We start from the raw sequence: 25771 nt of genomic DNA, 5'->3' as shown, positions 1-25771 counted from the left end.
GGCGCGGCTCGTCCAATGCGTGAGATGGGCAAAAGAGCCCATAGTGTGGGCGGCCTCCCCGCTGTCCGGGGGAGGCCGCCCATTATCCGGACGCGCCGTTAACGTGACGTGTTCACGCGGCTACGGACGTGTAGTGCGAGGCGTCGCCCTCGATCGAGTAGCTCTCCTTGCCCTCGATGCCGACCGGGACGTCACCGGCGACGGTGACGCGGTGGAGGCGGCGCGGCAGGTCGTCGTAGTTGTCGACGGCGTAGTGCTGGGTGATGCGGTTGTCGAACAGGACGAGCTGGTTCGGGGACCAGCGGTGGCGCAGGATGTTCTCGGGGCGGGTGACGTACGCCTGGAGCAGGTCGAGGACCTTGCGGGACTCGTCCTTCGACAGGCCGACGATCCGCTGCGCGAACCCCCCGATGAACAGGCCGCGTTCACCGGTCAGCGGATGCACCCGGACCACCGGGTGGACCGTGCGGAACCTGGTCGACGTGAACTGGACGCGCTGGGCGGCCTGTTCCTCGTCGATCTCCTCGTCCGGCACGGCGTAGTCGTAGTCGTTGGTGTGCTCCGCCCACAGCGTGTCGGCCAGCGCGCGCAGCGGCTCCGGGAGCCGGCGGTAGGCGGCGGCCGAACTGGTGATCAGCGTCTCGCCGCCGTACGGCGGGACCGTGAGCGAGCGCAGGGTGCTGGCCTGCGGCGGGTTCAGGACGAACGTCACGTCGGTGTGCCAGTGGTTGGCCCGGCCGCGTTCGCTGTCGACGGGCAGCACGTTCGGGGCGCCGTCCACGGCGGGCACCGTCGGGTGGGCGGTGGTGAGGTCGCCGAAGTGCCGGGCGAAGGCCTCCTGGCCCTCGTCGTCGAGGCGGACGTCGTCGAAGACCAGGGCCTTGTGGACGTTCAGGGCCTCGCGGATCGCGGCGACCTGCTCCGCGTCGAGCGGCTTGGCGATGTCCACGCCCAGGACCTGGGCGCCGATGTTCGCGGTGACCTTGCGGATCTCGATGGACATGCGGGGGCGTCCTTTCAGACGTTCGGGCTTTCGGAAGGCCGGGCTTGCGGGCTTGCGGGCTTGCGGGCTTTCAGGCGGTGGCGAGTGCGGGAGCGACGTACTGGTTGGCGGGGCGGGGCAGGCCGTAGCGCTCCCGCAGGGTCCGGCGCGGGCCGTACTCCGTGCGCAGCAGGCCGCGGGCGCGCAGGACCGGGACGACGTGGTCGACGAAGGCCTCCAAGCCGGAGGGCAGCACGGGCGGCATGATGTTGAAGCCGTCGGCGGCGCCCTGGGTGAACCAGGTCTCGATCGCGTCGGCGACCTGCTCCGGGGTCCCGGCGAAGGTCAGATGACCGCGGCCGCCGCCGAGCCGGCCGATCAGCTGCCGCACGGTGAGCCGCTCGCGGCGGGCGAGCCCGACGACCAGCGTGTAGCGGCTCCTGGCGCCCTCGATGGCGTCCTCGGGCGGCAGGTCGGCGGGGAGCAGGGCGTCCAGCTCCAGGGAGCCGGCGGGGAGATGGAGGAGCCGCTCCAGGTTGGCCACCCCGTGCCGGTGCACGATGTGGTCCTCCAGGAGCTGCTCGTTCGCCCGCGCCTCGGCCTCGGTCGAGCCGATGACGGGCACGATGCCCGGCAGCACCTTGACGTGGTCCGGGTCCCGGCCGGCCGCGACCGTCCGTGCCTTGAGGTCGGCGTAGAACGCCCGCGCCTCCTCGACGGTCTGCTGCGCGGTGAACACGGCCTCCGCGTACCGGGCCGCGAACGCCTTGCCGTCCTCGCTGGAGCCCGCCTGCACCAGCAGCGGGTAACCCTGCGGGGAGCGGGGCACGTTGAGGGCGCCCTCGACACGGAAGTACGTGCCCCGGTGCCGGGGCGGGTGGATCTTTGCGTCGTCGCCCCAGACGCCGGACGCCTTGTCGGCGACGATCGCGTCGTCCTCCCAGCTGTCCCAGAGCTTCAGGGCCACGTCGAGGAACTCGGCGGCCCGCGTGTACCGCTCCGCGTGCGCGGGCTCCTCGTCCACGCCGAAGTTGCGGGCCGCCTCCGCCCCCGCCGTGGTGACGATGTTCCAGCCCGCCCGGCCGCCGCTGATGATGTCCAGCGAGGCGAACTTGCGGGCCAGGTTGTAGGGGGAGTTGTAGGAGGTGGAGGCGGTGGCGATCAGGCCGATGTGCTCGGTCGCGGTGGCCAGCGCGGTGAGCAGCGTGAGCGGCTCCAGGGCCCCGGCCGGCCGCTGCCCGACGCTGCCCCACAGATGCGGGCCGTCGGCGAGGAAGAGCGAGTCGAAGGTGCCGCGCTCGGCGGTCCGGGCGAGCCCGACGTAGTGCGCGAGGTCGACGTGCGCGTAGGGGTCGCTCTCCGGGAGGCGCCAGGAGGCTTCGTGGTGGCCGGTGGTCATGAGGAAGGCGTTGAGGTGGAGTGTGCGGGTCATGCGGGGTCCTTTGCATCCTTTGGCCCGTCCGGCGATTGAGGACGAGGCCGTTCAGGCCGAAGCGGGGGTCCGGGGGCGCAGCCCCCGGCGCACGGTCACGCGACGTCCTCCGTGACGCCCAGCGCCGCCAGCAGCCGGCTCCGGTACTCGCCGCGCGGGCGGTCGTGGTCGACGGTCAGGTCGAGGCCGATCCGGCCCCGTTCCAGGACGAGCACCCGGTCGGCGAGGACGATCGCCTCGTCGACGTCGTGGGTGACGAGCAGGACGGACGGGCGGTGCCGTTTCCACAGCTCGCGCAGCAGGTGGTGCATCCTGATCCGGGTCAGCGCGTCCAGCGCGCCGAACGGCTCGTCGGCGAGGAGCAGTTCGGGCTCGCGGACCAGGGACCGGGCGAGCGCGGCCCGCTGCGCCTCGCCGCCGGACAGCTCGCCCGGCCAGGCCCGCTCCCGGCCGCCGAGACCGACCTCTTCGAGGGCGGCCCGCCCCAGGTCGTGGGCGTCCCTGCCGTCCAGGCCCAGCACCACGTTGTCCAGCACCCGGCGCCAGGGCAGCAGCCGGGAGTCCTGGAAGACCACCGACACCCGTTCCGGGGCGGTGAGCTGCCCGCTGCCGGTGACCCCGTGGTCGAGTCCGGCGACCGCCCGCAGCAGGGTGGACTTGCCGGAGCCGCTGTGCCCGAGCAGGGCGGTGAACTGCCCGGCCGGCAGGTCGAGATCGACGGAGTCGAGGACCGTGCGCTCCCCGAACGACCGGGTCAGGCCCCGGAGCCGGACGGCGGGGCGGGTCAGCTGCTCAGTGTGCGGCGCCATGACAGCACCCTCCGTTCGATGATCCGGACCACGGTGTCGGAGACGAGGCCGAAGACGCCGTAGATCAGCAGACCGACGAGGATGATGTCGCTGCGCCCGTAGTTCTGGGCCTGGAACATCATGTAGCCGAGGCCGCTGGTGGCGTTGATCTGCTCCAGGACGACCAGGCCGAGCCAGGAGCCGGTGACGCCGAGCCGGAGCCCCACGAAGAATCCGGGCAGCGCGCCGGGGATCACGATCTGCCGGATGAACCGGACCCTCGACAGGTCCAGCACCTCGGCGAGTTCGACGTACCGGCTGTCGATGGCGGACAGCGCGGCATGCGTGTTCAGGTAGACCGGTATGTAGACGACGATCGCGATGATGGCGATCTTGAAGGTCTCGCCGATGCCCAGCGAGAGGATGAACAGCGGGATCAGGCCGAGGGTGGGGATCGCCCGGTTGATCTGCACGGTCCCGTCGATCAGCGCCTCGCCGGTGCGGCTGAGCCCGGAGGCCAGGGCCAGCAGCACCCCGGCGGTCAGGCCGATCGCGAAGCCGTACCCGGCCCGCTCCACGGAGGTCAAGATGTCGGTGCGCAGCGTTCCGGCGGTCCACAGGCGGACGGCGGTGTCCAGGACGGTCCAGGGCGCCGGGATCGCGCCGGGGTCGAGCTGCCCGGCGGCGGAGGCGATGGCCCAGGCGGCGAGGACGACGAGCGGACCGGCGAGCCGGGCGGCGGGCAGCCGGCGGCCGGGGGAGAGCCGGCGGCGCGGCCGGACCCGGTGCGCCTCCTCCTCCGCGACGGGGACCGGCACGGTGCCGGTGGTCACGGCGGTCATTTCCGGTACTCCGCCGGTACGGCCTTCGCGGCGAGGGACTCGAAGCGGTGGTCGAAGAGCCCGGTGACGTCGGTCTTCTTCACGAAGCCGCCCTCCGCCAGCAGATCGGCGGTCTCCTGCTCCCACTTGACCGCCTCGTCCCAGCTGGGCGGGAACAGCGGCTTGTTGGCGAGCCTGGTGATGCCCTGGGCCTGGGCGAGGGTCAGGTTCTGCGTCCTGACGTAGAACTCCTCGTTCCAGGTGTCCGGGTTCTCCCACTGCCAGACCAGGCCCTTGGCCCACTGCGGGATGTACGCGGCGATCGCGGCGGCCTTGGCCTTGTCGTTCAGCACCGCCTGCGGCGCCCAGAGCAGGTTGAGCAGGTCGACGACGTCGGTGGCGATGGTGTGGGCGCCCTTGGAGCCGTACTGCTGGAGATAGGCCGGCGCCTGGGTGTTGGCGAGCGGGGCCACGTCCACCTGCCCGGACTGCAGGGCGGTGAGGAACTGGTTGCTGGTCAGCGGGACCAGCTTCACGTCGTCGTAGGCGAGCCCGGCCTCCTTGAGCGCCCGCAGCAGCACCACACCCTGGGCCTGCCCCTGCGAGAAGGCGAGCTTCTTTCCCTTGAAATCGGCGGCCGTGCGGATGTCGCTGCCGGGCTTGGTGGCGAACAGGTAGTTCGGCTTGCGGGTGATGTTGATCGCCACGATCTTCGCCGCGAAACCCTGGAACTGCGCCTGGATCGGCGGAATACCCGCGTTGTTCGCGACGTCCAGGGACTTGGCGCGGAACGCGTTGATGACATCCGGACCGGCGCCGATGTTCACCCAGCTCGACACCGTGAACGGCAGTTCCGGCAGTTTCGCCAGCTTGAACTCCAGCTGCTGCACGCCCTGGTAGGAGGCGATCTTCAGGCTGGTGCCGGCCGGGACCTTGTCGGCCAGCGGGGCGGTGGCGGCGCCCGCGGTGTCGGCGGCCGCGCTGCCGCCCGCGCAGCCGCTCAGCCCGGCCACGGCCGCCGAGGCGCCGAGCAGTGAGGTGAGGAAGAGCCGGCGGTCGATGCCGGAGGAGGACGCAGAAGACATGGGAGTGCTCCGGGGAGAAAAGCAGCAGAAAGGCAGGGCGAATTCCCGGCGCCGGAGGGCCGGAAAGAGAGATCTCACGCAGAGGGAAATGCGCGCCCGGGGCGCGTCAAGACGTCAGCAACAGAGGGTGCGACAGGTCATGGGATGGATGTTCCTTGCCGTGCGCGACGGCTGTCAATATTCCGAGTTTCTGAATTAAATAAGCTCTGGTGACAGGGCCGGAGCCGGGGCCGCGGTCGTGGCCGGAGCCGTCGGGGACGAGGCGCTCAGCGGGTCCCGGTACAGCACGTCCAGGACCACCGAACCGCCCGCCACCGCCAGCACCGAGGCCCCGAAACTGGTCGGCGCGACCACGGCCGCCCGCTCCGTCCCGACCGCCTCGCGCAGCGCCCGCAGACAGTCCTCGCGGTACAGCACGCCGACCTCGGTGACGACCACGCTCTCCGGGTTGAGGACGTCGAGCAGCAGCGCCGCCGCCCGCCCGGTCAGCCGCGCCCGCTCCACCAGCAGCCCCGCGGCCGCCGGATCGCCGGCCCCGGCCGCCGCGAGGACGTCCATCGGATTGGCGCTGTCCACCACCCCGGCCGCCCGGGCCCGCCGCACCAGGGTGCGTTCGCTGAGCTCCACCTGGAGGCAGCCGGTGCGTCCGCAGCCGCAGGGCTCGGTGCCGCCCGGCACCGGGAGATGGCCGATCATGCCGGCCTGGGAGCGCGGGCCGTGGTGCACCTCGTCGCCGGTGGCGAAGGCCGCGTCGACCACGTTCCCGACGAACAGGTGCAGCACGCTCCGGCTGCCCCGGGCCCGCCCGAAGAGCCGCTCCCCGTTGACCAACGCGCGCGCGTGGCCGTCCACATGGACCGGCAGCCCGGTGTGCGCGCCGAGCAGCTCGCGCACCGGCACCTCGCGCCAGCCCAGCAGGGGGTGCTCGACGACGGTCCCGGAGTCCCGGTCCACCCAGCCGCCGACGGCGACCCCGACGCCCAGCGGCCGGCTGCCGGGCACCTCGTCGAGCAGCGCGGCGAGCCCGGCGGCGGCCCGCGCCAGCACCGCGCGCGGGTCGGTGGAGCGGTGCTTCAACTCCCGCCGCAGAACGACCCGTCCGCGCAGGTCGAGCAGGGCGACCGTGGTGTACGGCACGGCCACGTGCACCCCGCCGACCACGAACCGCGAGTCGTCCAGGTCGACCGGGACGTGCGGCCGGCCCACGCCCCTGACGCGCTGCGGCGCCTCGGTCTCCCGGATCAGGCCGAGTTCGGTGAACCGGGCGCAGTAGTCGGTGACGGAGGCCGGGGACAGCCCGGTCAGCCGGGCGATGGTGGACCGGGCGACCGGCCCGTGTTCGAGCACCGAGCGCAGGACCACACTGGCGCTGGTCCGCCGCCGGTCGCGGGGTGCGGAGGTGAGCGGGGGAGCCGCGGTACGGGGCATGGGAAACCGTCCTCGGGAACGGGGCCGACACGTCTCGGACGTCGAGGCGCGCCGGACCGGTCTCCCGCCGCGCGGCCTCAGGGCGTACGGCGACAGGTGGCAGCCCCCTGGCGTCGCAGGTCGACATAGCGACGCGACGTGAAGTTCCGGGACTGGGCGACCATGTCCGGCAGCGTAGGCCAGAAAGCTCGAATCCCACCAGACCGCTGGGATTCGATTGGCGGAACTCCACAGCCCCGTTCAATGCCGTTGACGTGGCTGAAACATCCCTGCCTGAGTGATCGGCGTCACCCCGTACCGCGTGTAACCCACATCCTTTGTGGAGAGCCCACCAAGTGCCGCTTCCGGCCTTTGTCGACCGCTGACGTGTCCGGCTCAGACGGGCCGGGATAGCGTCACGAGGTCCCTGTCTGTCCACCCCACCCCGCGGAGTCCCCATGAGCACCGCCACCGCCACCGCGTCGACCCGCACCGGCACCGTCCTCGCCGACCTCCTGCCCGCGTCCCGGGTGCGCGACGCGGCCCTCGTGGCCGGCGGCGCCGCGCTCACCGGCCTCGCCGCCCAGATCGCCGTCCCGGTGCCCGGCTCCCCGGTGCCGGTGACCGGCCAGACCTTCGCGGCCCTGCTGGTCGGCACCGCCCTCGGTGCCCGCCGCGGCCTGCTCTCCCTCGCCCTGTACGCGCTGGCCGGCCTCGCGGGCGTGCCCTGGTTCGCGAGCGGCACCTCCGGCGTCTCCGTCTCCTTCGGCTACATCCTCGGCATGATGCTCGCCTCCGCCGCCGTCGGCGCCCTGGCCCGGCGCGGCGCCGACCGCGGCGTCCTGCGCATGGCGGGCACGATGCTGCTCGGCGAGGCGATCATCTACGCGGTCGGCGTGCCCTACCTCGCCTACGCCGCCGGCATGTCCGCGTCCGCGGCGATCGCGGCCGGCCTCACCCCGTTCCTGATCGGCGACGCGGTGAAGGCGGCCCTCGCGATGGGCGCGGTGCCCGCGGCGTGGAAGCTCGTCGACAAGCGCTGACCCCACCCGACCGCAGCGGGGCCCGGGATGCTTCGGCACCCCGGGCCCCGCTGTCGTACCGGGTGCTACGACCGCTGCCGCGGCCGCCGCTGCGACCACCACACCCCCGCCGCCCCGGCCGCGACCAGCGCCGCACCGGCCGCGCCGAGCGGCAGCACGTCACGTCCCGCGCCGGTCTTCGGCAACTGGTCGCCACTCGGCCCCACCGGCTTGTTGTCGGTGCCGAGCAGCAGCGGGGTGGCCGGTGCGTTCGGCGACGGGTTCGTCGTACCGAACGGCACCGGGCCCTGCTGCCAGAACGTCTTCTTCCCGTCCGCGCTCTGCACGGGCAGACAGATCTTCCCGGTCTTTCCGAGGTCGAACGTGGCGTCGACGGCGTACGACTTCGACTTGCCCGCGCCGAGCGCGCCGACGGAGCAGCTGAAGGCGCTGTTCGAACCGGCCGGCAGATCCTTCCCGGCGACGGCGTCGCACCCCTGCACTCCGTTGACCTTCAGGCCGTCGAAACCGACCACCAGAAGACTGATGTCGGCACTGTCCTTGGTCCCTTCGTTCTTCACGGTGGCGGTAATCGTCGTTTTCTGCGAACTGTTGTCGACCGAGATCTTCGCGGGCAGCGTGGTCGTCAGCCGCACACCGTCCGGTGCCTGGTCGACCGCCTTTCCCCCCTTGCTGCTTGCCGGTCCCTGGTCATCGGCGGCGGCCGTGAACGGCAGGATCATCACGGCCGAGAAAGATGCCGTGACCAGCGATCCGGTGACCACGGTCAGCCGCCGGACCGTACGACGAGAACTCATGTTCGTCCCCCTTGCAACCCCCTGGACCGCGCCTGAATTCGCGGTCACTTGAAGAGGTACCACAAGATTTCTCCGCACTATGCTGGTACGGCCGTAAGTGTGACCATTGTGTGTCAGCAGGGGCGGTCGTTGAGGGGGTGCAGCGAATTGCCGGGGAATTCAGAGAATTCAGGGAATTCAGTTGGTGCGGGGAATCCGGGGAATGCGGGGGGTCCGGAGAACGCCGGGCCGGGCGGTGTTCCCGGGCTGCTGGTGACCGGCCGCTACCGGCTGGCCGAGAGTATCGGTCAGGGCGGGATGGGGCGGGTGTGGCGGGCCGCCGACGAGACGCTCGACCGGCAGGTCGCCGTCAAGGAGATGCGGATCGACGGCCTCGACGCCGAGGACACCCGCACCCGCCGCGAACGCACCCTGCGCGAGGCCAGGGCCACCGCCCGGATCGACCACCCCAACGTGGTGCGGGTCTACGACGTCGTCGACGAGGGCGAACGCCTGTGGATCGTCATGGAGCTGGTCCATGGCCGCTCCCTGGAGTGGATCATGGCCGAGGAGGGCGCGCTGAGCCCGCGCGCGGCGGCCCGGATCGGCCTCGGCCTGGTCGCGGCGCTGCGTCAGGTGCACGCCGGGGGAGTGCTGCACCGCGACATCAAACCCGGCAACGTCCTGGTCGAGAACACCGCGGGCCGGGTGGTCCTCACCGACTTCGGCATCGCGGCGATCCAGGACGCCAAGGCGCTCACCATGGCCGGCATGCTCGTCGGCTCCCCCGACTACATGGCGCCCGAACGCGTCTCCGGCCGGCCGCAGGGCCCGCCCTCCGACCTCTGGTCGCTCGGCGCGACCCTGTGCGCGGCCCTCGCCGGCCGCTCCCCCTTCTCCCGCGACACCACCCTGGCCACCCTGCACGCCGTCCTCTACGAGGAGCCCGAACTGCCGCCCACGGCAGGCCCGTTGTACGACCTGCTGGCAGCACTCCTGGAGAAGGACCCGACGACGCGGCCAGGGCTGGAGGAGGTGGAACAGGAACTCCGCCCGATCGCGTACCCGGCGCAGACGCCGACGGAGCGCTATCCGGCCCCGCGTCCGGCGGAACGCCCGACCCCGGCGTACGTGGTGCACCTCCCGGCCCCCGAGGACGAACGCCCGCAGCCACCACCGACGGAGATACAGCCGTCCCCGCCGGTCAGCGCATCCACAGAGACCCCCTCGGAACCCCGCGCGGAGGTCCGCTCGGAAACCCCGTCGAACAGTCCGACAGGCCCGACACTCCCGACCCGCCCTCAGCCGAGCCCCGCCTTACAACGCCCCGAACCGCAGCGCCCCGCCAGTGAACGCCCCGAACTGCAGCGCCCCGTCAGGGGCGCGGGGAACGGCGCGACCAGCCACGACGAGCCCGCAGGTACCCACCGGGGCAAGACCCCCCGACGCACAACTCTCCTCGCCGTACTGGGAACCGCAGCGGTAGCCACCGCCCTCGCCATCCTCCTCACCACCACAACAGGCGGCGGCGAAAGCAATAAAGCGACCGGCAACTCCTCAACCCCCTCGACCTCGACGCCCACTTCATCGGCGCCCACAGTCGAGGGCACCGCCCGCCCCCGCTCCCTCCCGCCCGGCACCCACGAGGAGGCCGGCGGTTTCGCCTGGGCGCCGCCCACCGGCTGGCGCAGGGACGTGAAGACGGGCGCCGAGGTCCACTACACCTCCCCCGACGGCAGCCAGGAACTCGTCGCCAAGTCCTCGCTCGCCCGTGGCAACCTCATGGACAGCTGGAGCGCCTCCGAGCAGAGCGCCCACCAGGGCCAGGACTACACCAAGATCCGGCTGGCCCGGACGACCTTCCGCGGCCACCCGGCGGTGGTCTGGGAGTACACCTTCACCCTCAGGGGCACCGCCTGGCACGCACGGCTGCTGGGCTTCGACGCCGACGGCAAGTCGTACCAGATCAACACCTGGTACCAGCCGGCGGTCGAAGCCCAGGCCGTGCGGACCTACGAGCGGGTGAAGGCGAGCTTCACCCTGCTGTGAGCGTCAGCCGACGGACACCTCGTCGGCGGACTCGGCGGACCTGGCGGACTCGGCGGCCACCGGGGCGGTACGGCCGTCGGTCACCTTCTGCTTCACCACGGCGACCAGGACCACCGCCGCCGCGACCAGCAGCGAGAGCAGAACCGTCGTACGACCGCTGCTCTCGCCCTCCGTGTCGGTCAGCATGTAGCCCAGCACGAACACGATCAGACCGGCCGTCGCCCAGGTCAGGTACGGGTACAGCCACATCTTCACGACGAGCTTCTCCGGTGCCTCGGCCTGGATGATCTTCCGCATGCGCAGCTGCGAGAAGCAGATGACGAGCCAGACGAACAGGGCCACCGCGCCGCTGGAGTTGACGAGGAAGAGGAAGACGGAGTCCGGGAACCGGTAGTTGAAGAACACGGCGACGAACCCGAAGACGACGGACGCGACGATCGCGGCCAGCGGCACCCCGCGGGAGGTGGTCCGGGCGAACGCCTTCGGCGCGTCGCCCCGCTGCCCGAGCGAGAAGGCCATCCGGGAGGCCGTGTACAGGCCGGAGTTGAGGCAGGACAGCACGGACGTCAGCACGATGACGTTCATGATCTGGCCGGCGTGCGCGATGCCGAGGGAGTCGAGGGCGGCGACGTACGAGCCCTTCTCCTTGATGGACGGGTCGTTCCACGGCACCAGCGAGACCACGATCAGGATCGAGCCGAGGTAGAAGACGCCGATCCGCCAGATGATGCTGTTGGTGGACTTGGTGACCGCGCGCTGCGGGTCCTCGGACTCGCCGGCGGCCAGGGTGGCGATCTCGCTGCCCATGAAGGAGAAGACGACGAGCAGCACGCCGGTGAGGATGGTGCCGGGGCCGTGCGGCAGGAAACCGCCGTGGCCGGTGAGGTTGGAGAAGCTCGCCCGGTCGGTGTCCGCGCCGGGCAGCACGCCCAGCACCGCCAGCAGGCCGACGACGATGAACGCGCCGATCGCGACGACCTTGATGCCGGCGAACCAGAACTCGAACTCGCCGTAGGAGCCGACGGAGACCAGGTTGGTGGCGGTGAGCACCGTCATCACGATGAGCGCCCAGCCCCACTGCGGTACGGCCGGGATCCAGCCTTCGAGGATCGTGGCACCGGCGGTCGCCTCGACCGCCAGCACCACCACCCAGAAGAACCAGTACAGCCAGCCGATGGAGAACCCGGCCCAGCGGCCGAGCGCGCGGTCCGCGTGCGCGGAGAACGATCCGGAGGTGGGGTTGGCGGCGGACATCTCGCCGAGCATCCGCATCACCAGCACCACGAGCGTGCCGACGAGTGCGTACGACAGCAGGATGCCGGGGCCTGCGGTGGCGATACCGGTGCTGGAGCCGACGAAGAGGCCGGCGCCGATGACACCGCCGATGGCGATCATCGACAGATGCCGGTTCTTGAGTCCTGCGTGGAGACCGTCCCGGGGACCGTCGTGGGGACCGTTGGCAGTCATGGGGGGAATTCCTTTGTGCCGGGTGAGCGGGCTCTCGTACGAGCGGCGTACGAGTCGGTCCAGTGAAACGGAGGTGGACTGATTCCTGAACCTTTGAATCCGGATCGTTACTTGAGGTTTTCCTGAGGTTCTGTAGTGTTACTCACAATTTCCCGGGCCTGGCCCCGCCCCTGCCGTGCGTTCACGTCCGTGTCACACTCATCCCATGCGCGTGTATCTCGGCTCCGACCATGCGGGCTTCGAACTCAAGAACCACCTCGTCGAGTGGCTGAAGGCGGCGGGCCACGACCCCGTGGACTGCGGCCCCCACATCTACGACGCCGACGACGACTACCCGCCGTTCTGCCTCCGCGCGGCCGAGCGGACGGCGGCCGACCCCGAGGCCCTCGGCATCGTGATCGGCGGCTCCGGCAACGGTGAGCAGATCGCCGCGAACAAGGTGAAGGGCGTGCGGGCGGCGCTCGCCTGGAGCGAGGAGACCGCGTCGCTCGGCCGGCAGCACAACAACGCGAACGTCGTCGCGGTGGGCTCGCGCATGCACACGGAGGACGAGGCGACGAAGTTCGTGGAGACCTTCCTGAACACGCCGTTCTCCGAGGGCGAGCGGCACATCCGCCGCATCGACATGCTCACGGCATACGAGACGACGGGCGACCTCCCCCCGATCCCGGCGCACCACCCGCAGCCGTAGCGTTCGCCCACCCACCCACCCGACTCGGTTGCCCGAGGGGCGAGGCGGCATGCACCCGGCAGACGCTCGTCCGCGGCCCGGCGGGGGCTGATCGCGCAGTTCCCCGCGCCCCTTAGGGGGCGCCACAGCTCAGCCCGTGTCCCCTGTGGGGCGCTGTGCGTGGCGCCCTTGGACGTTCACCTCTCCACTGACCGAGTCGGGTGGGTGGGTGGGAAAGGAATTACCTCAGTGCCAGAGGGGCACACGATCCATCGGCTCGCGCTGGACTACCGTCGGCTCACCGGGCCCGTGAGGGCAACCAGCCCGCAGGGCAAGTTCTCCGACGCCGCCGCGCTGATAGACGGCGCCCCCCTCACCCGTACCGAGGCCCACGGCAAGCACCTCTTCCTCGGCTTCCGCGACAGCGCCTGGGTGCATATCCACCTCGGCCTCTTCGGCAAGGTCGCCTTCGGAGACGCCCCCGCGCCCCCGGCCGGCGACACCGTCCGCCTCCGCCTGGCGAACCCCACGGCCTACGTCGACCTGCGCGGCCCCACCACCTGCGCCCTGATCACCGACGCCGAGAAGACCGCCGTACACGCCCGCCTCGGCCCGGACCCGCTCCGCGCCGACGCCGACCCGGACGCGGCGTACCGCAGGATCTCCCGCAGCCGTACGACGATCGCCGCTCTGCTGATGGACCAGAAGGTCATCGCTGGTGTCGGGAACGTCTACCGAGCCGAGGTCCTCTTCCGGCACGGGATCGACCCGTACCGCGCGGGCCGGGACATCACCCCCGCCGAGTGGGACGGCATCTGGGCCGACCTCGTCGGGCTCTTGCACGAAGGCGTCCGGAACAACCGCATCGACACCGTCCGGCCCGAGCACACCCCGGAGGCGATGGGCCGCCCGCCGCGCGTGGACGACCACGGCGGCGAGGTGTACGTCTACCGCCGGGCCACCCTGCCCTGCCACCTCTGCGGCACCGGCATCCGCACGGCCGACCTCGCCGCCCGCAACCTCTTCTGGTGCCCCACCTGCCAGAAACGCTGAGTGCGCGCTAGAAGCCGTGCGACAGCCACGGCGGCACCGGTGAGCCGAACGCCACCGACGCCTCCGCGAGTGCCCCCGGCCGCAGTTCGCCCACCCGCCCGGCCCGCGCCAGCGACAGCAGGGACACGCCACCGAGGTAGGACGCCCCCAACTCCCGTACCGACAGCGCCAGCTCGGCCGTGTCCGTCGTACGCTCGCAGGACGCCCCCTTGGTGTCCCCGGTGAGCCGCCAACGGCCCGTGTTCCAGGGGCAGAAGGCGTCGTCGACCTCCAACACCACGTCCACCGGCGTCTGGTAGGTGCGCGCCGCGAGCGCCGCACCGACGTCCACGAGCCGCACGTACCCCATGTCCCGAAGCCGCGTCAGACAGCGCCGGATGTCGGAGACCTGGTACTGCCAGGCGTCGTCGACCGGCCGCCCCCGTACCGTCAGCCTCGACATCAGGTCGATGCCGAACAGGAACCGCCACAGCGCCGCGTCGCTCGCCGGATCCAGCGCGGCGAGGTCGTCCAGCGACACCGTGCCGTCGTGCCCGCTCGGCGACCAGCCCAGCTTCGTACGGAACCGGGCGTACCCGGTGACCCGCCCGTCCCGCTCGGCGACCACGCACTGCAGCGCCGAGGCCCCGTCCCGCTCGCTCTCCGGGTCCAGCAGCGCCACCCGCTCCCAGCCCGGCTGCCGGGCCAGCATCCCGGGCCGCAGCGGCACCAGCTCCGCGTAGACCGCCTCGCACGCGTCGAGCACCCCGGCCGGGTCGGCGTACCGCAGCCGTACGTCACCGGTGCCGGCCGGCACGTCCAGCGTCACCCGGCTCGTGTCGATCTCGGCCTGCAGCTGGGAGGTCGCGGCGCCGTACCCGAAGCGGCCGTAGATCGCCGGCTCGGAGGCGGTCAGCGCGGCCAGCGGCTCGCCCCACTCCCGGATGTCGTCCAGCTGGCGGCGCATCATCGACGTCAGCACCCCGCGCCGCCGGTGCGTCGCGGCCACGCTCACCATGGTGATCCCCGCGGTGGGCAGCACGGCACCGCCCGGCACGGTCATCCGGAACCGGAACGCCCCCGCCGTCCCGACCGGTTCGGACCCGTCCCAGGCGGCCAGCGAACGCTCGCACTCGATGATGGACCGGTCCAGCTCGCGCTCCTCGGCCGGAGCCGCACCGGCGCCGAAGGCCCGCACCAGGTGGTCCCACCACCCGTCGAACTCCTCGGGACGCAGCACCCTCAACTCGGTCGCACGCTCGGTCGCCATACGCCATGCCTACCAGCGCATTGCGGGACGAGCCAGCGAATTTCTCCCGGACGGCGACGCGGGGGCTTCCGGTGAAGTTCACTGTGAAGTCGCACCCGAAGGTGAGCCTCGGACGGGGGACAAGTGGGACCTCCCGTGCCAAGCAGCTGGTCCGATGGATAGGGTCCCGAACTAATGGCAGTAGACCGAGAGCGGCGCGCGAAGGCCGAGACGTTCCCGGCCCGGTGGAAAGTGCAGTGGCACCGGGTCCGCGTCGGCGTGCGCAGAAGCGCCGTGGACTACTTCCGCGGCGACGGCTCCGACTGGATCGCGCTGATCGGACTGCTCCTGACCGTCCCGGTCCTCGCGTCCATGACCCTCGCCAACTCGGTCTGGTTCTCGCCGGCCGCGCTGGTCCTGCCGATCATCGCGGGCGGCCTGCTGCTGCGCCCGGCGAGCCTGCTCGGCCTGTACGCGGCGGCGGCCACCGCCCTGATCGTGGAGTCGGTACGGCTCGGCCCCTACACCGAGGGCCCCTCCCGGGTCACCCCCGGCGTGGTCCTCGTCGTCGCCGCCTGCGGTTTCTTCGGGCTGCTCACCGCCCAGTTCCGCAGCCGGGTCGGCGTGCCCTGGCGGCGCGGCGGCACCATGCTCTTCGACCTGCGAGAACGCATCCGGGTGCAGAGCAAGCTGCCGAAGCTGCCGCCGGGCTGGCACCGCGAGATGGCCCTGCGGCCGGCCGGCGGGCAGTCCTTCTCCGGCGACTTCGTGGTCGCCGCCCGCACGAACAACGGCCGCACGATGGAGGTCGTCCTCACCGACGTCTCCGGCAAGGGCATGGACGCCGCGTCCCGCGCCCTGCTCCTGTCCGGCGCCTTCGGCGGCCTCCTCGGCTCCCTCCCGCCGCACGCCTTCCTCACCGCCGCCAACGGCTACCTGCTCCGCCAGGACTGGGACGAGGGCTTCGCGACCTCCATACACCTGGTCCTGGACCTCGACTCCGGCGACTACGAGCTGTACTCCGCGGGCCACCCGCCCGGCCTCCAGCTCAGCGCGGGCAGCGGCCGCTGGGAGGAGAAGGCCGCCGAAGGGCCTCTCCTCGGCGTGTACGACGGCGCCCAGTTCGACCCGGTGAAGGGCTCCCTGCGCCCCGGCGACGTCCTGATGATCTTCACGGACGGCCTGGTGGAGACGTCCGACCGCGACATCGTGGAAGGCATGGACCGCCTCACGGGCGAGGCCGACCGCTACGTCGCCGGCGGCTTCCACGGCGCCGCCTGGCACCTCATCGAGGCGGTGGCGAAGGACGTCAACGACGACAGGGCGCTGCTGCTGATCTGCCGGGAAGCGGCGAGATGAACGCGGACCGGGGTGCGACCGCGGACCGTCGGCGGCTGCGGGTTCGCCGTGGCCGGTCGCGCAGTTCCCCGCGCCCCTGAAAGACAAAAGACACAGCCGCGGGCAGTCGTGCCGCTGGGGCGGCACGGGTGGGCGCTGGGGGTCCCCCCCCGGCCGAAGGCTGGGGGAGGCACCCGGCCAGCGCCGGTAAGTGACACCCCCCGCCCCCGGCCGCGACATACTCGCACCGTGCACCCCCTCACCCTCCCCGAAGTCGAGAAGCTCGCCCGCGAGGCCCACGCCGCGCAGACCGACAAGGCCGGCCGCCCCTACGCCGAGCACCTCGCCGCCGTCGCCCACGGCGTGACCGTCCGCGGCGGCGACCCGGACCAGATCGCCGCCGCCTGGCTGCACGACGCCGTCGAGGATCACGCCGTCACCGAGGAGTGGCTGGACACGGCCCCCCTGAGCCCCCGTACGAAGGCCGTCGTGCTCGCCCTCACCAAGCACCCCGGCGAGCCCCCGGAGTCGTACGCCCACCGGATCCTCACCACCCCGGGCGCCCTCCTCGTCAAGGAGGCCGACCTCGCGCACAACGCCGACCCCGCCCGTCTCGCCGTACTGGACGAGGACACCCGGAGCCGGCTGACCGGGAAGTACGCCCGGATGCGCGCCCTCCTCGGCCTCCCCGGGTAGGCACTCTCAGGCGCTGGCCATCTCCCGGCTCCGCGGCTCCCGCTCCTGGCCCTGCTCCCGGCCCCGGGCCGGTTCGGCCGCGTCCCGCCGGAACGCCCAGTCCATCCGCGGCTCCATGGAGAACCGGAACACCCGCTGCACGGGCCGGGTGCACAGCAGCGTCACGCACCCGCCCGCGAGCGCCGTGACGAGGATCTCGCCGAGCGGTCCGTGCAGCCACTTCGGGTCGAACCAGCCCGCGTGGGCGCCGTACTTCACGACGAAGCCGTGCAGCAGGTAGCCGTACAGCGTGCCCGCGCCCAGTGCCGTGAACCACGTCCGCCGGCCCGGTACCCAGGAGAAGAAGCCGGCCGTCAGCAGCATCGAGCAGCCGAACATGGCGAGCACCATCACCGGCCCGCACCACCACGGCGCGCCCAGCTCCTGCGCGGAGTCCCGGTGGTAGAACCACTCGGTGTTCATCCGCGGCACCGACCACCACGCGAACGCCAGCGCGAGGGCGAACACCGGCACCGCGGCGATCCGCACCGGCCACCGGCGCACCAGCCGGAAGTGCTCGGGCCGCAGGCACAGGCCGAGCACGAAGTACGGCAGGAACTGCAGCACCCGCTGGAGGTCGAGGTCGTCACCGATGCTCGGGGACACGGACGCCAGCATCGCGATGCCGAAGGCGACCGGAAGGGGATGGCGGACCGCCTTCCACAGGGGAGTGGTCAGGCGCCAGACGAACAGCGCGCACAGGAACCAGGTCAGGTACCAGGGGTCGAGCAGGCTGATGTCCTGGTCGGAGCCGACGACGAAGCGCTGGAAGAGCGAGTAGGCGGTCTCGAACAGGACATAGGGGACGACGACTCCGGTGACCAGCCGCTTCAGCCGGTCCGGGCGCATGTCGAAGTTCCGCGAGAAGTAGCCGGAGACGATGATGAACGCCGGCATGTGGAAGGCGTACACGACGCAGTACGCCGCCTCCAGGACGCGGCTGTCGCCCTTCAGCGGCTCCCATGAGTGACCCATCGCGACGAGCACGATCGCCAGGTACTTGGCGTTGTCGAAGAACGCGTCGCGCGGTCTGCCCGCCGGCGGCAGTGCCGGGGGACGGGGTGCTCGGTTCTGGCCGGGGGACGTGGCGGCGTCAAACATTTGAGGCACCCTAGCGTCGCCTGTGGGATTTCGTAAAACCGCCGATGCGATTCCTGCTAATCGGCGGCAACCGAATCTTGATCGCCGGGTGATTCACCGGGGGCGATGCCTGTGCCTATGCGGTTCCATGCTGCACTTACACCCGTGATGTCCCTATTGATCCCTACTAATTGGTGCATAACGACCGCGGGTCGTCGTCCCTTGCCGTGCCTGTGTCAATAATTCGAATTGGCTGCGCGCGAGTTGTGTGGACACGGAAACGATGTCCGTCAATTGCCCTGGATCCGTGGGCGGGTGGGGCCTCGAATTGCAGTGCGGGCAGTTGCCGGTGTGCGGTGAGTTGTCGACGTTGTGTCACGAACCGCATAGTGCGGCCGGGTTGGTGGCACGATGGATCTGGCGGGGGTGCGGGGCCGTACCCCAGGGCCGGAGAGCGGACCGACCGAGGGTGTGATCAGTTGTGGCCATTTCACTGTCTGTGGTGTTGCTGTTGGCGATCATCCTTGTGGTGATGATGCGAGGGGGGAACATCAAGGCGGGCCCCGCCATCGTCGCCGTCCTGTTCGGCTTCTTCCTCGCGTCGACCGGGATGGCCCCCTCCATCCAGCGCTTCCTCGACTCGCTGGCCCAGACCATAAACTCGATCAACTTCTGACCGCCGGGGCCGGCCGCGACGCCCTGTACCCGCACCGCGTCCCGTGACGTCACCAAATCGGGTGGCGGCATGCGTGGAAGATCGCGCGGCCTGCCCGGACACCGCCAGACTCCCTCGTACCCCATACCGGTACGGAAGGAGTCGCATCAGTGCAGAACACGACCTGGCGGACGACGGTGGCGGCAGCCGTCGCCGCGGCGGCGGTGACCGGCGGCGCATGCGTGCCCGCCACCGCCCTGGCCCGCGATCCCGCGCACTCCGCCCAGCAGGCGCGCCCCGTGGCGGCTCCGGTCGCAGCCGCGCCCGTTCCGCAGCGGGCCTTCGACACCCTGGGACTGATCGACGCCGGTCAGTGGCCGCCGAACGACGGCTCCGGCACCAAGGGCGGCTCCTCCTGGCCGAACCGCGACGGAACGCTCCCCGGGACCGATCACGCGGGCGGCCCGGTCGCCTATCTGCTGTGGGACGTCAACCGCAACAGGCCCGGCCAGGCCCGGGACCCGGAACGCATCGCCACCGGCGACGACGGCTCCGCCTGGTACAGCCCCGACGCCGGCCGCACCTTCACCCGCATGCGCTGAGCCACACGTGTGCAGTCGGCCGGTCCGGGACAGACGTGCTATTCGCGCTGTCCGCGGGACACGGGGACCTGCTTCCAGCCCTCGGCCGACCTCGTGACGAACAGGACCCGGTAGACCTCGCGGGTCCACACGGTGGCGCCCTCGCCGTGCTCGGGGAGTTCCCGGAACGCCTCTTCCTCCGAGTCGTAGCTGTACTTACGACCCTTGGCGTCCTTGACCATCCACTCCCTGCCGGGCAACCCCGCCGCTCCCATGGCCACGACGGCCTCTCCTTACCTGCCGATCCGGCCCGGGCAACGACTCAGGCCCAGGTCACCGGTGAATCTATCCGGTGACCTGGGCCTGAGCCATGCGGAGCGGGCGACGGGAATCGAACCCGCGTAGTCAGTTTGGAAGACTGAAGCTCTACCATTGAGCTACGCCCGCACAACACGCGCCGCAGGTCGGTGACCGCGGCACAGAAGGCATCGTAGCGGGTCGTCCGCCGCGTAGGCCAACGCGATTGGTCTGCGGGGATGCGGCCGGGACGCGACGAGGATCCGGCGCCGATGCGGGTGAACAAAGCGGCCGACGCAGGCGGCCCGGGCATGTACCCTACGTGTCGCACCGATACGGGGTGTGGCGCAGCTTGGTAGCGCGTCCGCTTTGGGAGCGGAAGGCCGTGGGTTCAAATCCCGCCACCCCGACCACCACCTGACGGCGTCCGTCTTGATCGCCTTTTGGGGCCCTGAGCCGCTGCGGTTACTATGCAAGCTGCGCGCCCGCGTGTCCCGGCCCCCGCACGGCGGCCTACGAACTCCTCCGGGCGGCGAAACTCCGCCGGGCCCCTCTGGCACCGGCAGAACCCGAGAAGTCAGCCACAAGGAGACCGAACCGTGAAGAGCGCCGTGGAGACCCTGAACCCGACCCGGGTTCGGCTCACTGTCGAGGTGCCCTTCGAGGAGCTCAAGGACAGCCTCGACGCGGCGTACAAGAAGATCAACCAGCAGGTCACGGTGAAGGGCTTCCGCAAGGGCAAGATCCCGGCCCGCGTCATCGACCAGCGGTTCGGCCGCGGTGCGGTCCTGGAGGAGGCGGTCAACGACGCGCTTCCGAAGTTCTACACCGAAGCGGTCAACGAGGCCGAGCTGAACCCGCTGGGCCAGCCCGACGTCGACATCACCGAGCTGAAGGACGGCGAGACGCTGAACTTCACCGCCGAGGTCGACGTCCGCCCGGCCCTGGAGATCCCGGACTACTCCGGCATCGAGGTCGAGGTCGACGCCGTCGAGGTGACCGACGACGACATCGAGAAGTCCGTCGAGCAGCTCCGCGAGCGCTTCGCCTCCACCTCCCCGGTGGAGCGCGCCGCCGAGGACGGCGACGTCGTCACCATCGACCTGGAGGCCAAGGTCGACGGCGAGGTCCTGGAGGACGGCATCGCCAGCGGTGTCTCGTACACCATCGGCTCCGGCGAGCTCCTCGACGGCATCGACGACGCCGTGAAGGGCCTGGAGGCCGGTGGCGAGGCCACCTTCGCCTCCGAGCTCAAGGGCGGCTCCGCGGCCGGCCGCGAGGCCGAGGTCACCGTCAAGGTCACCCAGGTCGCCGCCCGCGAACTGCCCGAGCTGGACGACGAGTTCGCACAGCTCGCCTCCGAGTTCGACACCCTGGACGAGCTCAAGGAGGACAGCCGCAAGCGGCTGGCCAACATGAAGACGTACGACCAGGCCACCCAGGCCCAGGAGCGCGTCCTGGAGAAGCTCCTGGAGCTCGTCGAGGTGCCCGTCCCCGAGAAGCTGCTCGAAGACGAGATCAACACCCGCAAGCACAACCTGGAGCACCACCAGCTCGGCCAGATGGGCCTCGACCTCGCGAAGTACCTGGAGATCCAGGGCAAGACCGAGGAGGAGTTCGAGACCGAGACCCGCGAGGCCGCGGTCAAGGGCATCAAGACCCAGTTCGTCCTCGACGAGCTGGTCAAGGTCGAGAAGCTCAACGTCAACCAGGAGGAGCTCACCGAGCACCTCATGCGGCGCGCGGCCTCCTCCGGCATGTCCCCCGACCAGTTCGCCCAGGCCGTCGTCGAGGGCGGCCAGGTCCCGCTCCTGGTCGGCGAGGTCGCCCGCGGCAAGGCCCTGGCCGTCGTGGTCGAGGCCGCCACGGTGAAGGACACCAACGGCGAGATCGTCGACCTGGACGACGAGGACGAGGACGAGACCGGCGCGGAGGCCCCTGAGGCCGCCGCCGAGGCCGCCGACGCCCCCGCCGAGGAGAAGACCGAGGGCTGAGCCCTACGGCGCCCGTAACGGCGCACAGGGGCTCCTGGGCACTGTCCCGGGGGCCCCTTTGTCGTCCTCCCGGGCTGCAGCGCGCCCCCGATGGCGGCGCAGCCGCCGCTCGGGGGCGCGGGGAACCGCGCGAGCAACCACCACGCGCCCACACACCCCCACAACCACGGCGCGTGGCCGTCGGCCCGGCGGCGTAGCCACTACGCCCCCGGCGAACAGCCCTGTTACCGGGATTCCCCGAAGGGACCATCGCGTTAGGGTCCATGAGTACGAGGGCAGCCAAGCCCCCGGCTACGGAAACGTGAGACGGCCCGGCGCCGTCGTACTGACGAGCAGGTGGATACGTGACGAATCTGATGCCCTCCGCCGCCGGCGAGCCTTCCATCGGTGGCGGCCTCGGCGACCAGGTCTACAACCGGCTGCTCGGCGAGCGGATCATCTTCCTGGGCCAGCAGGTGGACGACGACATCGCGAACAAGATCACCGCGCAGCTGCTGCTGCTCGCGGCCGAGCCCAACAAGGACATCTTCCTCTACATCAACAGCCCCGGCGGCTCGGTGACGGCCGGCATGGCGATCTACGACACCATGCAGTTCATCCCGAACGACGTGGTGACCATCGCGATGGGCATGGCGGCCTCGATGGGCCAGTTCCTGCTCACCGGCGGTACCGCGGGCAAGCGCTTCGCGCTGCCGCACACCGACATCATGATGCACCAGGGCTCCGCGGGCCTGGGCGGTACGGTCTCGGACATCAAGATCCAGGCCCAGTACCTGCTGCGCACCAAGAAGACCATGTCCGAGCTGACGGCCCTGCACTCCGGCCAGTCCGTCGAGACGATCGTCCGCGACGGCGACCGCGACCGCTGGTTCACCCCGGAAGAGGCCAAGGAGTACGGTCTTATCGACGGGATCATCACGCATGCCTCCGGTGTTCCGGGAGGCGGCGGCACCGGCGCCGTCTGAGCCCGGCCAGGCCGCGCTCCGCCGAGACTCCAGCCCCCCGAACGCCACCAGGACGGTGAACACCCTCATGAGCAACATCCCCGGCGCCGCTGACGCCCGCTACGACGGGCCCCGGCCCGACGCCCGCTACGTCATCCCGCGCTTCGTCGAGCGCACCTCCCAGGGCATCCGCGAGTACGACCCGTACGCGAAGCTCTTCGAGGAGCGCGTGATCTTCCTCGGCGTCCAGATCGACGACGCCTCCGCCAACGACGTCATGGCGCAGCTGCTGTGCCTGGAGTCGATGGACCCCGACCGGGACATCTCGATCTACATCAACAGCCCGGGCGGCGACATGACCGCCCTCACGGCGATCTACGACACGATGCAGTTCGTGAAGCCCGACATCCAGACGGTCTGCATGGGCCAGGCGGCCTCCGCCGCGGCCATCCTGCTGGCCGCCGGCACCCCCGGCAAGCGCATGGCGCTGCCGAACTCCCGTGTGCTGATCCACCAGCCGGCCGGCTCCACCGGCCGCGGCCAGCTCTCCGACCTGGAGATCATCGCCAACGAGTTCACGCGGATGCGCGACCAGCTGGAGAACATGCTGGCCAAGCACTCCAACCGGCCGATCGAGCAGGTCCGCGAGGACATCGAGCGCGACAAGATCCTCACGGCCGAGGAGGCGCTGGACTACGGCATCGTGGACCAGATCATCTCCACCCGGAAGATGAACAACGCGGACGTCCGCTGACAGAGGCCGCTGACAGAGAATGTATTCTCTGCCGCCCTTGGCACGGTTTGACCGCGCGCACCGCAGGGTGCACGTCAAAGTGAACCGTGCCAAGGGGGGCCCGTACGGGGGGCCCGGCAAGGTACCGTCGACATAAGGCAGCACCAGGAGCCGCTGGATTCGAGAGAGTCCAGGCGTCTCCCAGGCGAAGGGGAAGCACACCGTGGCACGCATCGGTGACGGCGGCGATCTGCTCAAGTGCTCGTTCTGCGGCAAGAGCCAGAAGCAGGTCAAGAAGCTCATCGCAGGGCCCGGTGTGTACATCTGCGACGAGTGCATCGATCTCTGCAACGAGATCATCGAGGAGGAACTCGCCGAGACGAGCGAGGTGCGCTGGGAGGAACTCCCGAAGCCCCGCGAGATCTACGAGTTCCTGGAGGGCTACGTGGTGGGCCAGGAGCCCGCCAAGAAGGCCCTCTCGGTCGCGGTGTACAACCACTACAAGCGCGTCCAGGCAGGGGAGAACGGCGGCGCCCAAGGCCGCGACGACGCCATCGAGTTGGCGAAGTCCAACATCCTCCTGCTGGGCCCCACCGGCTCCGGCAAGACGCTCCTCGCGCAGACCCTGGCCCGCATGCTGAACGTGCCGTTCGCGATCGCCGACGCCACCGCGCTGACGGAGGCCGGCTACGTGGGCGAGGACGTGGAGAACATCCTCCTCAAGCTGATCCAGGCCGCGGACTACGACGTCAAGAAGGCCGAGACCGGGATCATCTACATCGACGAGATCGACAAGGTCGCGCGGAAGAGTGAAAATCCGTCGATCACGCGGGACGTCTCCGGCGAGGGCGTGCAGCAGGCCCTGCTGAAGATCCTGGAGGGCACCACGGCCTCGGTCCCGCCGCAGGGCGGCCGCAAGCACCCGCACCAGGAGTTCATCCAGATCGACACGACGAACGTGCTGTTCATCGTGGGCGGTGCGTTCGCCGGCCTGGAGAAGATCATCGAGTCCCGGGCGGGCGCCAAGGGCATCGGCTTCGGCGCGACCATCCGCTCCAAGCGCGAGCTGCAGTCCAAGGACCAGTTCGAGGACGTCATGCCCGAGGACCTGGTCAAGTTCGGCATGATCCCGGAGTTCATCGGCCGCCTCCCGGTCATCACCTCGGTCCACAACCTGGACCGCGAGGCCCTGCTCCAGATCCTCATCGAGCCGCGCAACGCGCTCGTCAAGCAGTACCAGCGCCTCTTCGAACTCGACGGCGTGGAGCTGGACTTCGAGCGCGAGGCCCTGGAGGCCATCGCCGACCAGGCCATCCTCCGGCAGACCGGCGCCCGCGGCCTGCGCGCCATCATGGAGGAAGTCCTCATGTCGGTGATGTACGAGGTGCCGTCCCGCAAGGACGTGGCCCGCGTGGTCATCACGGCCGACGTCGTCCACTCCAACGTCAACCCGACCCTGATCCCGCGCGACGCGCGCGGCCGGGGCGCGGGCGAGCAGAAGTCGGCGTAACCCCCGTACGACGAACGGCGGAAGGGGCCCCGGTCGACCGGGGCCCCTTCCGCCGTTCGTCGTACGGGGGTCCGCCGGAGCGTGGCGCGGACGTCGTCAGAGCTTGACGCGGACCTCGTTCCGCAGCTTGGCCGCGATGTCCGCGTTGCCGGCGATCAGGGTGGAGTCGCTCCCGGCCAGATTGGCGAAGCTGAACGCCGTGACGATGGCGACGGTGCTGTGGTCACCCCAGATGCACATGGGCGTCTTGAGGGTCTTCGGCTCGCCCGCGGAGGCGCCGGAACTGTTGTCGATCTGTACCAGCTGGCACTTCATGACGCCGTTGGCGAAGCCCGCCGGGCTGGCCTTCTCGGGGCTGCCGACCAGCTTGCTCTTGTCCGACGAACCGCTCTTCTCGGACTCGGACTTGACCTTGGCGAACATGGCGTCGACGACGGCCTCCGGGTCGTCGATCGTCCCGTACACCCCGGCGAACGACAGGCTCTTCGTCGTCAGACCCGAGCCGTTCGCGTACCCGGCGCTGACCGCCTTCGGGTTCTTCACGCCCATCTTCTCGAAGTCCGAGATGTCCGAGTCGGTCAGCCCGTCCGAGGAGCCGGAGCCGTCCGACTTCTTGTACGTCCCGTTGATGACCGTCGCGGGCGTCGTCAGCTTGTGCGCGCCGTCGTCCGTGATGCCGCCGCTGCTGCCGTGCCCGGCGAGCACGAAGTACGCGCCCACCGCGACCGCGGCCACCACCGCCACCGCCCCGATGACCAGCCCCGTCTTCTTCCTGCCACCGCCCGGAGCCGGCGGCTGCGGAACGCCGTAGGGCTGCTGGCCGTACGGAGGCTGGCCGTAGGGCGGCTGCTGCTGGCCGTACGGGTTGTCCTGCGGGGGAACGCCCTGGGGCGGGTAGCCGTAGCCCGGCTGCGGGGGCTGCGGCTGCTGCCCGTAGGGCCCCGGCTGCGGGGGAGCCTGCTGCGGGTAGCCGTAGCCGGGCTGGGGCGCCTGCGGCGGCTGGCCGTACGGACCCGGCTGCTGCCCGTACGGTCCCGGCTGCTGCGGCGGCGGCCCGCCGTACGGGCCCGGCTGGTTGTAGCTCATCTCTGGGTTCCCCTCCA

At 70.7% G+C, this 25771-nt stretch carries 24 protein-coding genes and 2 tRNA genes; 13 read left to right on the top strand and 13 right to left on the bottom strand.

All coding sequences use genetic code 11. From position 1 onward, the window contains the following. Nucleotides 1-112: 112 nt before the first annotated feature. The 6 genes from ACFZB3_RS14490 to ACFZB3_RS14465 form a co-directional block, all read right to left on the bottom strand. The gene (locus ACFZB3_RS14490; protein ID WP_391374773.1) at nucleotides 113-1003 is read right to left on the bottom strand and encodes a TauD/TfdA family dioxygenase; all 891 of its coding nucleotides are present in this window, start codon (nucleotides 1001-1003) and stop codon (nucleotides 113-115) included. Between the two features lie 70 nt (nucleotides 1004-1073). After that, nucleotides 1074-2414: an NtaA/DmoA family FMN-dependent monooxygenase gene (locus tag ACFZB3_RS14485; RefSeq protein WP_391374770.1), complete on the bottom strand. Its 1341-nt coding sequence runs from the start codon at nucleotides 2412-2414 to the stop codon at nucleotides 1074-1076. A gap of 95 nt (nucleotides 2415-2509) precedes the next feature. Beyond that, complete coding sequence (locus ACFZB3_RS14480; RefSeq protein ID WP_391374767.1) at nucleotides 2510-3223, bottom strand: ATP-binding cassette domain-containing protein; 714 nt, start codon at nucleotides 3221-3223, stop codon at nucleotides 2510-2512. After that, entirely contained in the window at nucleotides 3199-4044 is an 846-nt protein-coding gene (locus ACFZB3_RS14475) for an ABC transporter permease subunit (protein ID WP_391374764.1), read from the bottom strand. The genes ACFZB3_RS14480 and ACFZB3_RS14475 overlap by 25 nt, the downstream gene beginning before the upstream one ends. Then, on the bottom strand, nucleotides 4041-5108 hold the full coding sequence (locus ACFZB3_RS14470) for an ABC transporter substrate-binding protein (RefSeq protein ID WP_391374761.1): 1068 nt from the start codon (nucleotides 5106-5108) through the stop codon (nucleotides 4041-4043). The genes ACFZB3_RS14475 and ACFZB3_RS14470 overlap by 4 nt, the downstream gene beginning before the upstream one ends. A 195-nt stretch (nucleotides 5109-5303) precedes the next feature. Beyond that, nucleotides 5304-6536, bottom strand: coding sequence for an ROK family protein (locus ACFZB3_RS14465; protein ID WP_391374754.1), 1233 nt, complete (start codon nucleotides 6534-6536; stop codon nucleotides 5304-5306). A 437-nt stretch (nucleotides 6537-6973) separates the two neighbouring features. Between ACFZB3_RS14465 and ACFZB3_RS14460 the strand changes: the two genes are divergently transcribed. Continuing rightward, nucleotides 6974-7558 carry a biotin transporter BioY gene (locus ACFZB3_RS14460; RefSeq protein ID WP_391374751.1) on the top strand — a complete coding sequence of 195 codons (585 nt, stop codon included), beginning with the start codon at nucleotides 6974-6976 and terminating at the stop codon, nucleotides 7556-7558. A 65-nt stretch (nucleotides 7559-7623) separates the two neighbouring features. Here the strand turns inward: ACFZB3_RS14460 and ACFZB3_RS14455 are convergent, their stop codons facing one another. Next, complete coding sequence (locus tag ACFZB3_RS14455) at nucleotides 7624-8355, bottom strand: LPXTG cell wall anchor domain-containing protein (RefSeq protein WP_391374748.1); 732 nt, start codon at nucleotides 8353-8355, stop codon at nucleotides 7624-7626. Between the two features lie 297 nt (nucleotides 8356-8652). Between ACFZB3_RS14455 and ACFZB3_RS14450 the strand changes: the two genes are divergently transcribed. Continuing rightward, nucleotides 8653-10383, top strand: coding sequence for a protein kinase (locus ACFZB3_RS14450; RefSeq protein WP_391375787.1), 1731 nt, complete (start codon nucleotides 8653-8655; stop codon nucleotides 10381-10383). Between the two features lie 3 nt (nucleotides 10384-10386). On the opposite strand, the gene ACFZB3_RS14445 is transcribed toward ACFZB3_RS14450, so the two are convergent. Beyond that, entirely contained in the window at nucleotides 10387-11850 is a 1464-nt protein-coding gene (locus ACFZB3_RS14445; protein WP_391374745.1) for an amino acid permease, read from the bottom strand. A gap of 205 nt (nucleotides 11851-12055) precedes the next feature. Between ACFZB3_RS14445 and ACFZB3_RS14440 the strand changes: the two genes are divergently transcribed. Beyond that, nucleotides 12056-12541, top strand: a complete 486-nt coding sequence (locus tag ACFZB3_RS14440; RefSeq protein ID WP_361294379.1) for a ribose-5-phosphate isomerase — start codon at nucleotides 12056-12058, stop codon at nucleotides 12539-12541. Between the two features lie 228 nt (nucleotides 12542-12769). After that, nucleotides 12770-13573, top strand: a complete 804-nt coding sequence (locus ACFZB3_RS14435; RefSeq protein ID WP_391374742.1) for a DNA-formamidopyrimidine glycosylase family protein — start codon at nucleotides 12770-12772, stop codon at nucleotides 13571-13573. A gap of 7 nt (nucleotides 13574-13580) precedes the next feature. Here ACFZB3_RS14435 and ACFZB3_RS14430 read toward each other — a convergent pair whose 3' ends face one another. Then, nucleotides 13581-14822 carry a GNAT family N-acetyltransferase gene (locus tag ACFZB3_RS14430; RefSeq protein WP_391374739.1) on the bottom strand — a complete coding sequence of 414 codons (1242 nt, stop codon included), beginning with the start codon at nucleotides 14820-14822 and terminating at the stop codon, nucleotides 13581-13583. 174 nt (nucleotides 14823-14996) lie between these two features. Here ACFZB3_RS14430 and ACFZB3_RS14425 point away from each other — a divergent pair, with 174 nt between their 5' ends. Next, the gene (locus ACFZB3_RS14425) at nucleotides 14997-16160 is read left to right on the top strand and encodes a SpoIIE family protein phosphatase (RefSeq protein WP_391374736.1); all 1164 of its coding nucleotides are present in this window, start codon (nucleotides 14997-14999) and stop codon (nucleotides 16158-16160) included. Nucleotides 16161-16388: 228 nt separating this feature from the next. Continuing rightward, nucleotides 16389-16835, top strand: coding sequence for an HD domain-containing protein (locus tag ACFZB3_RS14420; RefSeq protein ID WP_391374733.1), 447 nt, complete (start codon nucleotides 16389-16391; stop codon nucleotides 16833-16835). A 6-nt stretch (nucleotides 16836-16841) separates the two neighbouring features. Here the strand turns inward: ACFZB3_RS14420 and ACFZB3_RS14415 are convergent, their stop codons facing one another. Beyond that, on the bottom strand, nucleotides 16842-17975 hold the full coding sequence (locus ACFZB3_RS14415; RefSeq protein WP_391374730.1) for an acyltransferase family protein: 1134 nt from the start codon (nucleotides 17973-17975) through the stop codon (nucleotides 16842-16844). A 460-nt stretch (nucleotides 17976-18435) separates the two neighbouring features. Between ACFZB3_RS14415 and ACFZB3_RS14410 the strand changes: the two genes are divergently transcribed. Continuing rightward, nucleotides 18436-18630 carry a hypothetical protein gene (locus tag ACFZB3_RS14410; RefSeq protein ID WP_089107496.1) on the top strand — a complete coding sequence of 65 codons (195 nt, stop codon included), beginning with the start codon at nucleotides 18436-18438 and terminating at the stop codon, nucleotides 18628-18630. A 149-nt stretch (nucleotides 18631-18779) separates the two neighbouring features. Beyond that, nucleotides 18780-19211 carry a ribonuclease domain-containing protein gene (locus tag ACFZB3_RS14405; RefSeq protein ID WP_391374727.1) on the top strand — a complete coding sequence of 144 codons (432 nt, stop codon included), beginning with the start codon at nucleotides 18780-18782 and terminating at the stop codon, nucleotides 19209-19211. Nucleotides 19212-19249: 38 nt separating this feature from the next. Here ACFZB3_RS14405 and ACFZB3_RS14400 read toward each other — a convergent pair whose 3' ends face one another. Both ACFZB3_RS14400 and ACFZB3_RS14395 read right to left on the bottom strand, forming a co-directional pair. Further along, nucleotides 19250-19471 carry a hypothetical protein gene (locus tag ACFZB3_RS14400; protein WP_391374725.1) on the bottom strand — a complete coding sequence of 74 codons (222 nt, stop codon included), beginning with the start codon at nucleotides 19469-19471 and terminating at the stop codon, nucleotides 19250-19252. A gap of 95 nt (nucleotides 19472-19566) precedes the next feature. Further along, nucleotides 19567-19637, bottom strand: a tRNA-Gly gene (locus tag ACFZB3_RS14395). A gap of 186 nt (nucleotides 19638-19823) precedes the next feature. Between ACFZB3_RS14395 and ACFZB3_RS14390 the strand changes: the two genes are divergently transcribed. The 5 genes from ACFZB3_RS14390 to clpX all read left to right on the top strand — a co-directional run bounded on the left by ACFZB3_RS14390 (nucleotide 19824) and on the right by clpX (nucleotide 24668). After that, nucleotides 19824-19900: transfer RNA gene (locus ACFZB3_RS14390), tRNA-Pro, on the top strand. A gap of 186 nt (nucleotides 19901-20086) precedes the next feature. Beyond that, complete coding sequence (gene tig, locus ACFZB3_RS14385; RefSeq protein WP_391374722.1) at nucleotides 20087-21481, top strand: trigger factor; 1395 nt, start codon at nucleotides 20087-20089, stop codon at nucleotides 21479-21481. A gap of 356 nt (nucleotides 21482-21837) precedes the next feature. Then, nucleotides 21838-22446: an ATP-dependent Clp protease proteolytic subunit gene (locus ACFZB3_RS14380; protein WP_391375784.1), complete on the top strand. Its 609-nt coding sequence runs from the start codon at nucleotides 21838-21840 to the stop codon at nucleotides 22444-22446. 67 nt (nucleotides 22447-22513) lie between these two features. Then, nucleotides 22514-23179, top strand: a complete 666-nt coding sequence (locus ACFZB3_RS14375; RefSeq protein ID WP_361294402.1) for an ATP-dependent Clp protease proteolytic subunit — start codon at nucleotides 22514-22516, stop codon at nucleotides 23177-23179. 202 nt (nucleotides 23180-23381) lie between these two features. Then, nucleotides 23382-24668: an ATP-dependent Clp protease ATP-binding subunit ClpX gene (gene clpX / locus ACFZB3_RS14370; protein WP_093503035.1), complete on the top strand. Its 1287-nt coding sequence runs from the start codon at nucleotides 23382-23384 to the stop codon at nucleotides 24666-24668. Nucleotides 24669-24764: 96 nt separating this feature from the next. Here the strand turns inward: clpX and ACFZB3_RS14365 are convergent, their stop codons facing one another. After that, nucleotides 24765-25754 (bottom strand): hypothetical protein, encoded by a 990-nt coding sequence (locus ACFZB3_RS14365; protein WP_391374718.1) that lies wholly within the window; start codon nucleotides 25752-25754, stop codon nucleotides 24765-24767. Nucleotides 25755-25771: the final 17 nt, after the last annotated feature.

It is taken from the genome of Streptomyces sp. NPDC008092, from assembly GCF_042957285.1.
Lineage (GTDB): Bacteria > Actinomycetota > Actinomycetes > Streptomycetales > Streptomycetaceae > Streptomyces.
Note: the sequence above shows the minus strand (reverse complement) of the source record. Positions and strands in the feature narration are given on the sequence as shown.

Excerpts from the sequence above, each read along its gene's own strand:
- ACFZB3_RS14490 (WP_391374773.1), bottom strand. The coding sequence starts at position 1,003 with ATGTCCATCGAGATCCGCAAGGTCACCGCGAACATCGGCGCCCAGGTC.
- ACFZB3_RS14485 (WP_391374770.1), bottom strand. The coding sequence starts at position 2,414 with ATGACCCGCACACTCCACCTCAACGCCTTCCTCATGACCACCGGCCAC.
- ACFZB3_RS14480 (WP_391374767.1), bottom strand. The coding sequence starts at position 3,223 with ATGGCGCCGCACACTGAGCAGCTGACCCGCCCCGCCGTCCGGCTCCGG.
- ACFZB3_RS14475 (WP_391374764.1), bottom strand. The coding sequence starts at position 4,044 with ATGACCGCCGTGACCACCGGCACCGTGCCGGTCCCCGTCGCGGAGGAG.
- ACFZB3_RS14470 (WP_391374761.1), bottom strand. The coding sequence starts at position 5,108 with ATGTCTTCTGCGTCCTCCTCCGGCATCGACCGCCGGCTCTTCCTCACC.
- ACFZB3_RS14465 (WP_391374754.1), bottom strand. The coding sequence starts at position 6,536 with ATGCCCCGTACCGCGGCTCCCCCGCTCACCTCCGCACCCCGCGACCGG.
- ACFZB3_RS14460 (WP_391374751.1), top strand. The coding sequence starts at position 6,974 with ATGAGCACCGCCACCGCCACCGCGTCGACCCGCACCGGCACCGTCCTC.
- ACFZB3_RS14455 (WP_391374748.1), bottom strand. The coding sequence starts at position 8,355 with ATGAGTTCTCGTCGTACGGTCCGGCGGCTGACCGTGGTCACCGGATCG.
- ACFZB3_RS14450 (WP_391375787.1), top strand. The coding sequence starts at position 8,653 with ATGGGGCGGGTGTGGCGGGCCGCCGACGAGACGCTCGACCGGCAGGTC.
- ACFZB3_RS14445 (WP_391374745.1), bottom strand. The coding sequence starts at position 11,850 with ATGACTGCCAACGGTCCCCACGACGGTCCCCGGGACGGTCTCCACGCA.
- ACFZB3_RS14440 (WP_361294379.1), top strand. The coding sequence starts at position 12,056 with ATGCGCGTGTATCTCGGCTCCGACCATGCGGGCTTCGAACTCAAGAAC.
- ACFZB3_RS14430 (WP_391374739.1), bottom strand. The coding sequence starts at position 14,822 with ATGGCGACCGAGCGTGCGACCGAGTTGAGGGTGCTGCGTCCCGAGGAG.
- ACFZB3_RS14425 (WP_391374736.1), top strand. The coding sequence starts at position 14,997 with ATGGCAGTAGACCGAGAGCGGCGCGCGAAGGCCGAGACGTTCCCGGCC.
- ACFZB3_RS14415 (WP_391374730.1), bottom strand. The coding sequence starts at position 17,975 with ATGTTTGACGCCGCCACGTCCCCCGGCCAGAACCGAGCACCCCGTCCC.
- ACFZB3_RS14380 (WP_391375784.1), top strand. The coding sequence starts at position 21,838 with ATGCCCTCCGCCGCCGGCGAGCCTTCCATCGGTGGCGGCCTCGGCGAC.
- ACFZB3_RS14375 (WP_361294402.1), top strand. The coding sequence starts at position 22,514 with ATGAGCAACATCCCCGGCGCCGCTGACGCCCGCTACGACGGGCCCCGG.
- ACFZB3_RS14365 (WP_391374718.1), bottom strand. The coding sequence starts at position 25,754 with ATGAGCTACAACCAGCCGGGCCCGTACGGCGGGCCGCCGCCGCAGCAG.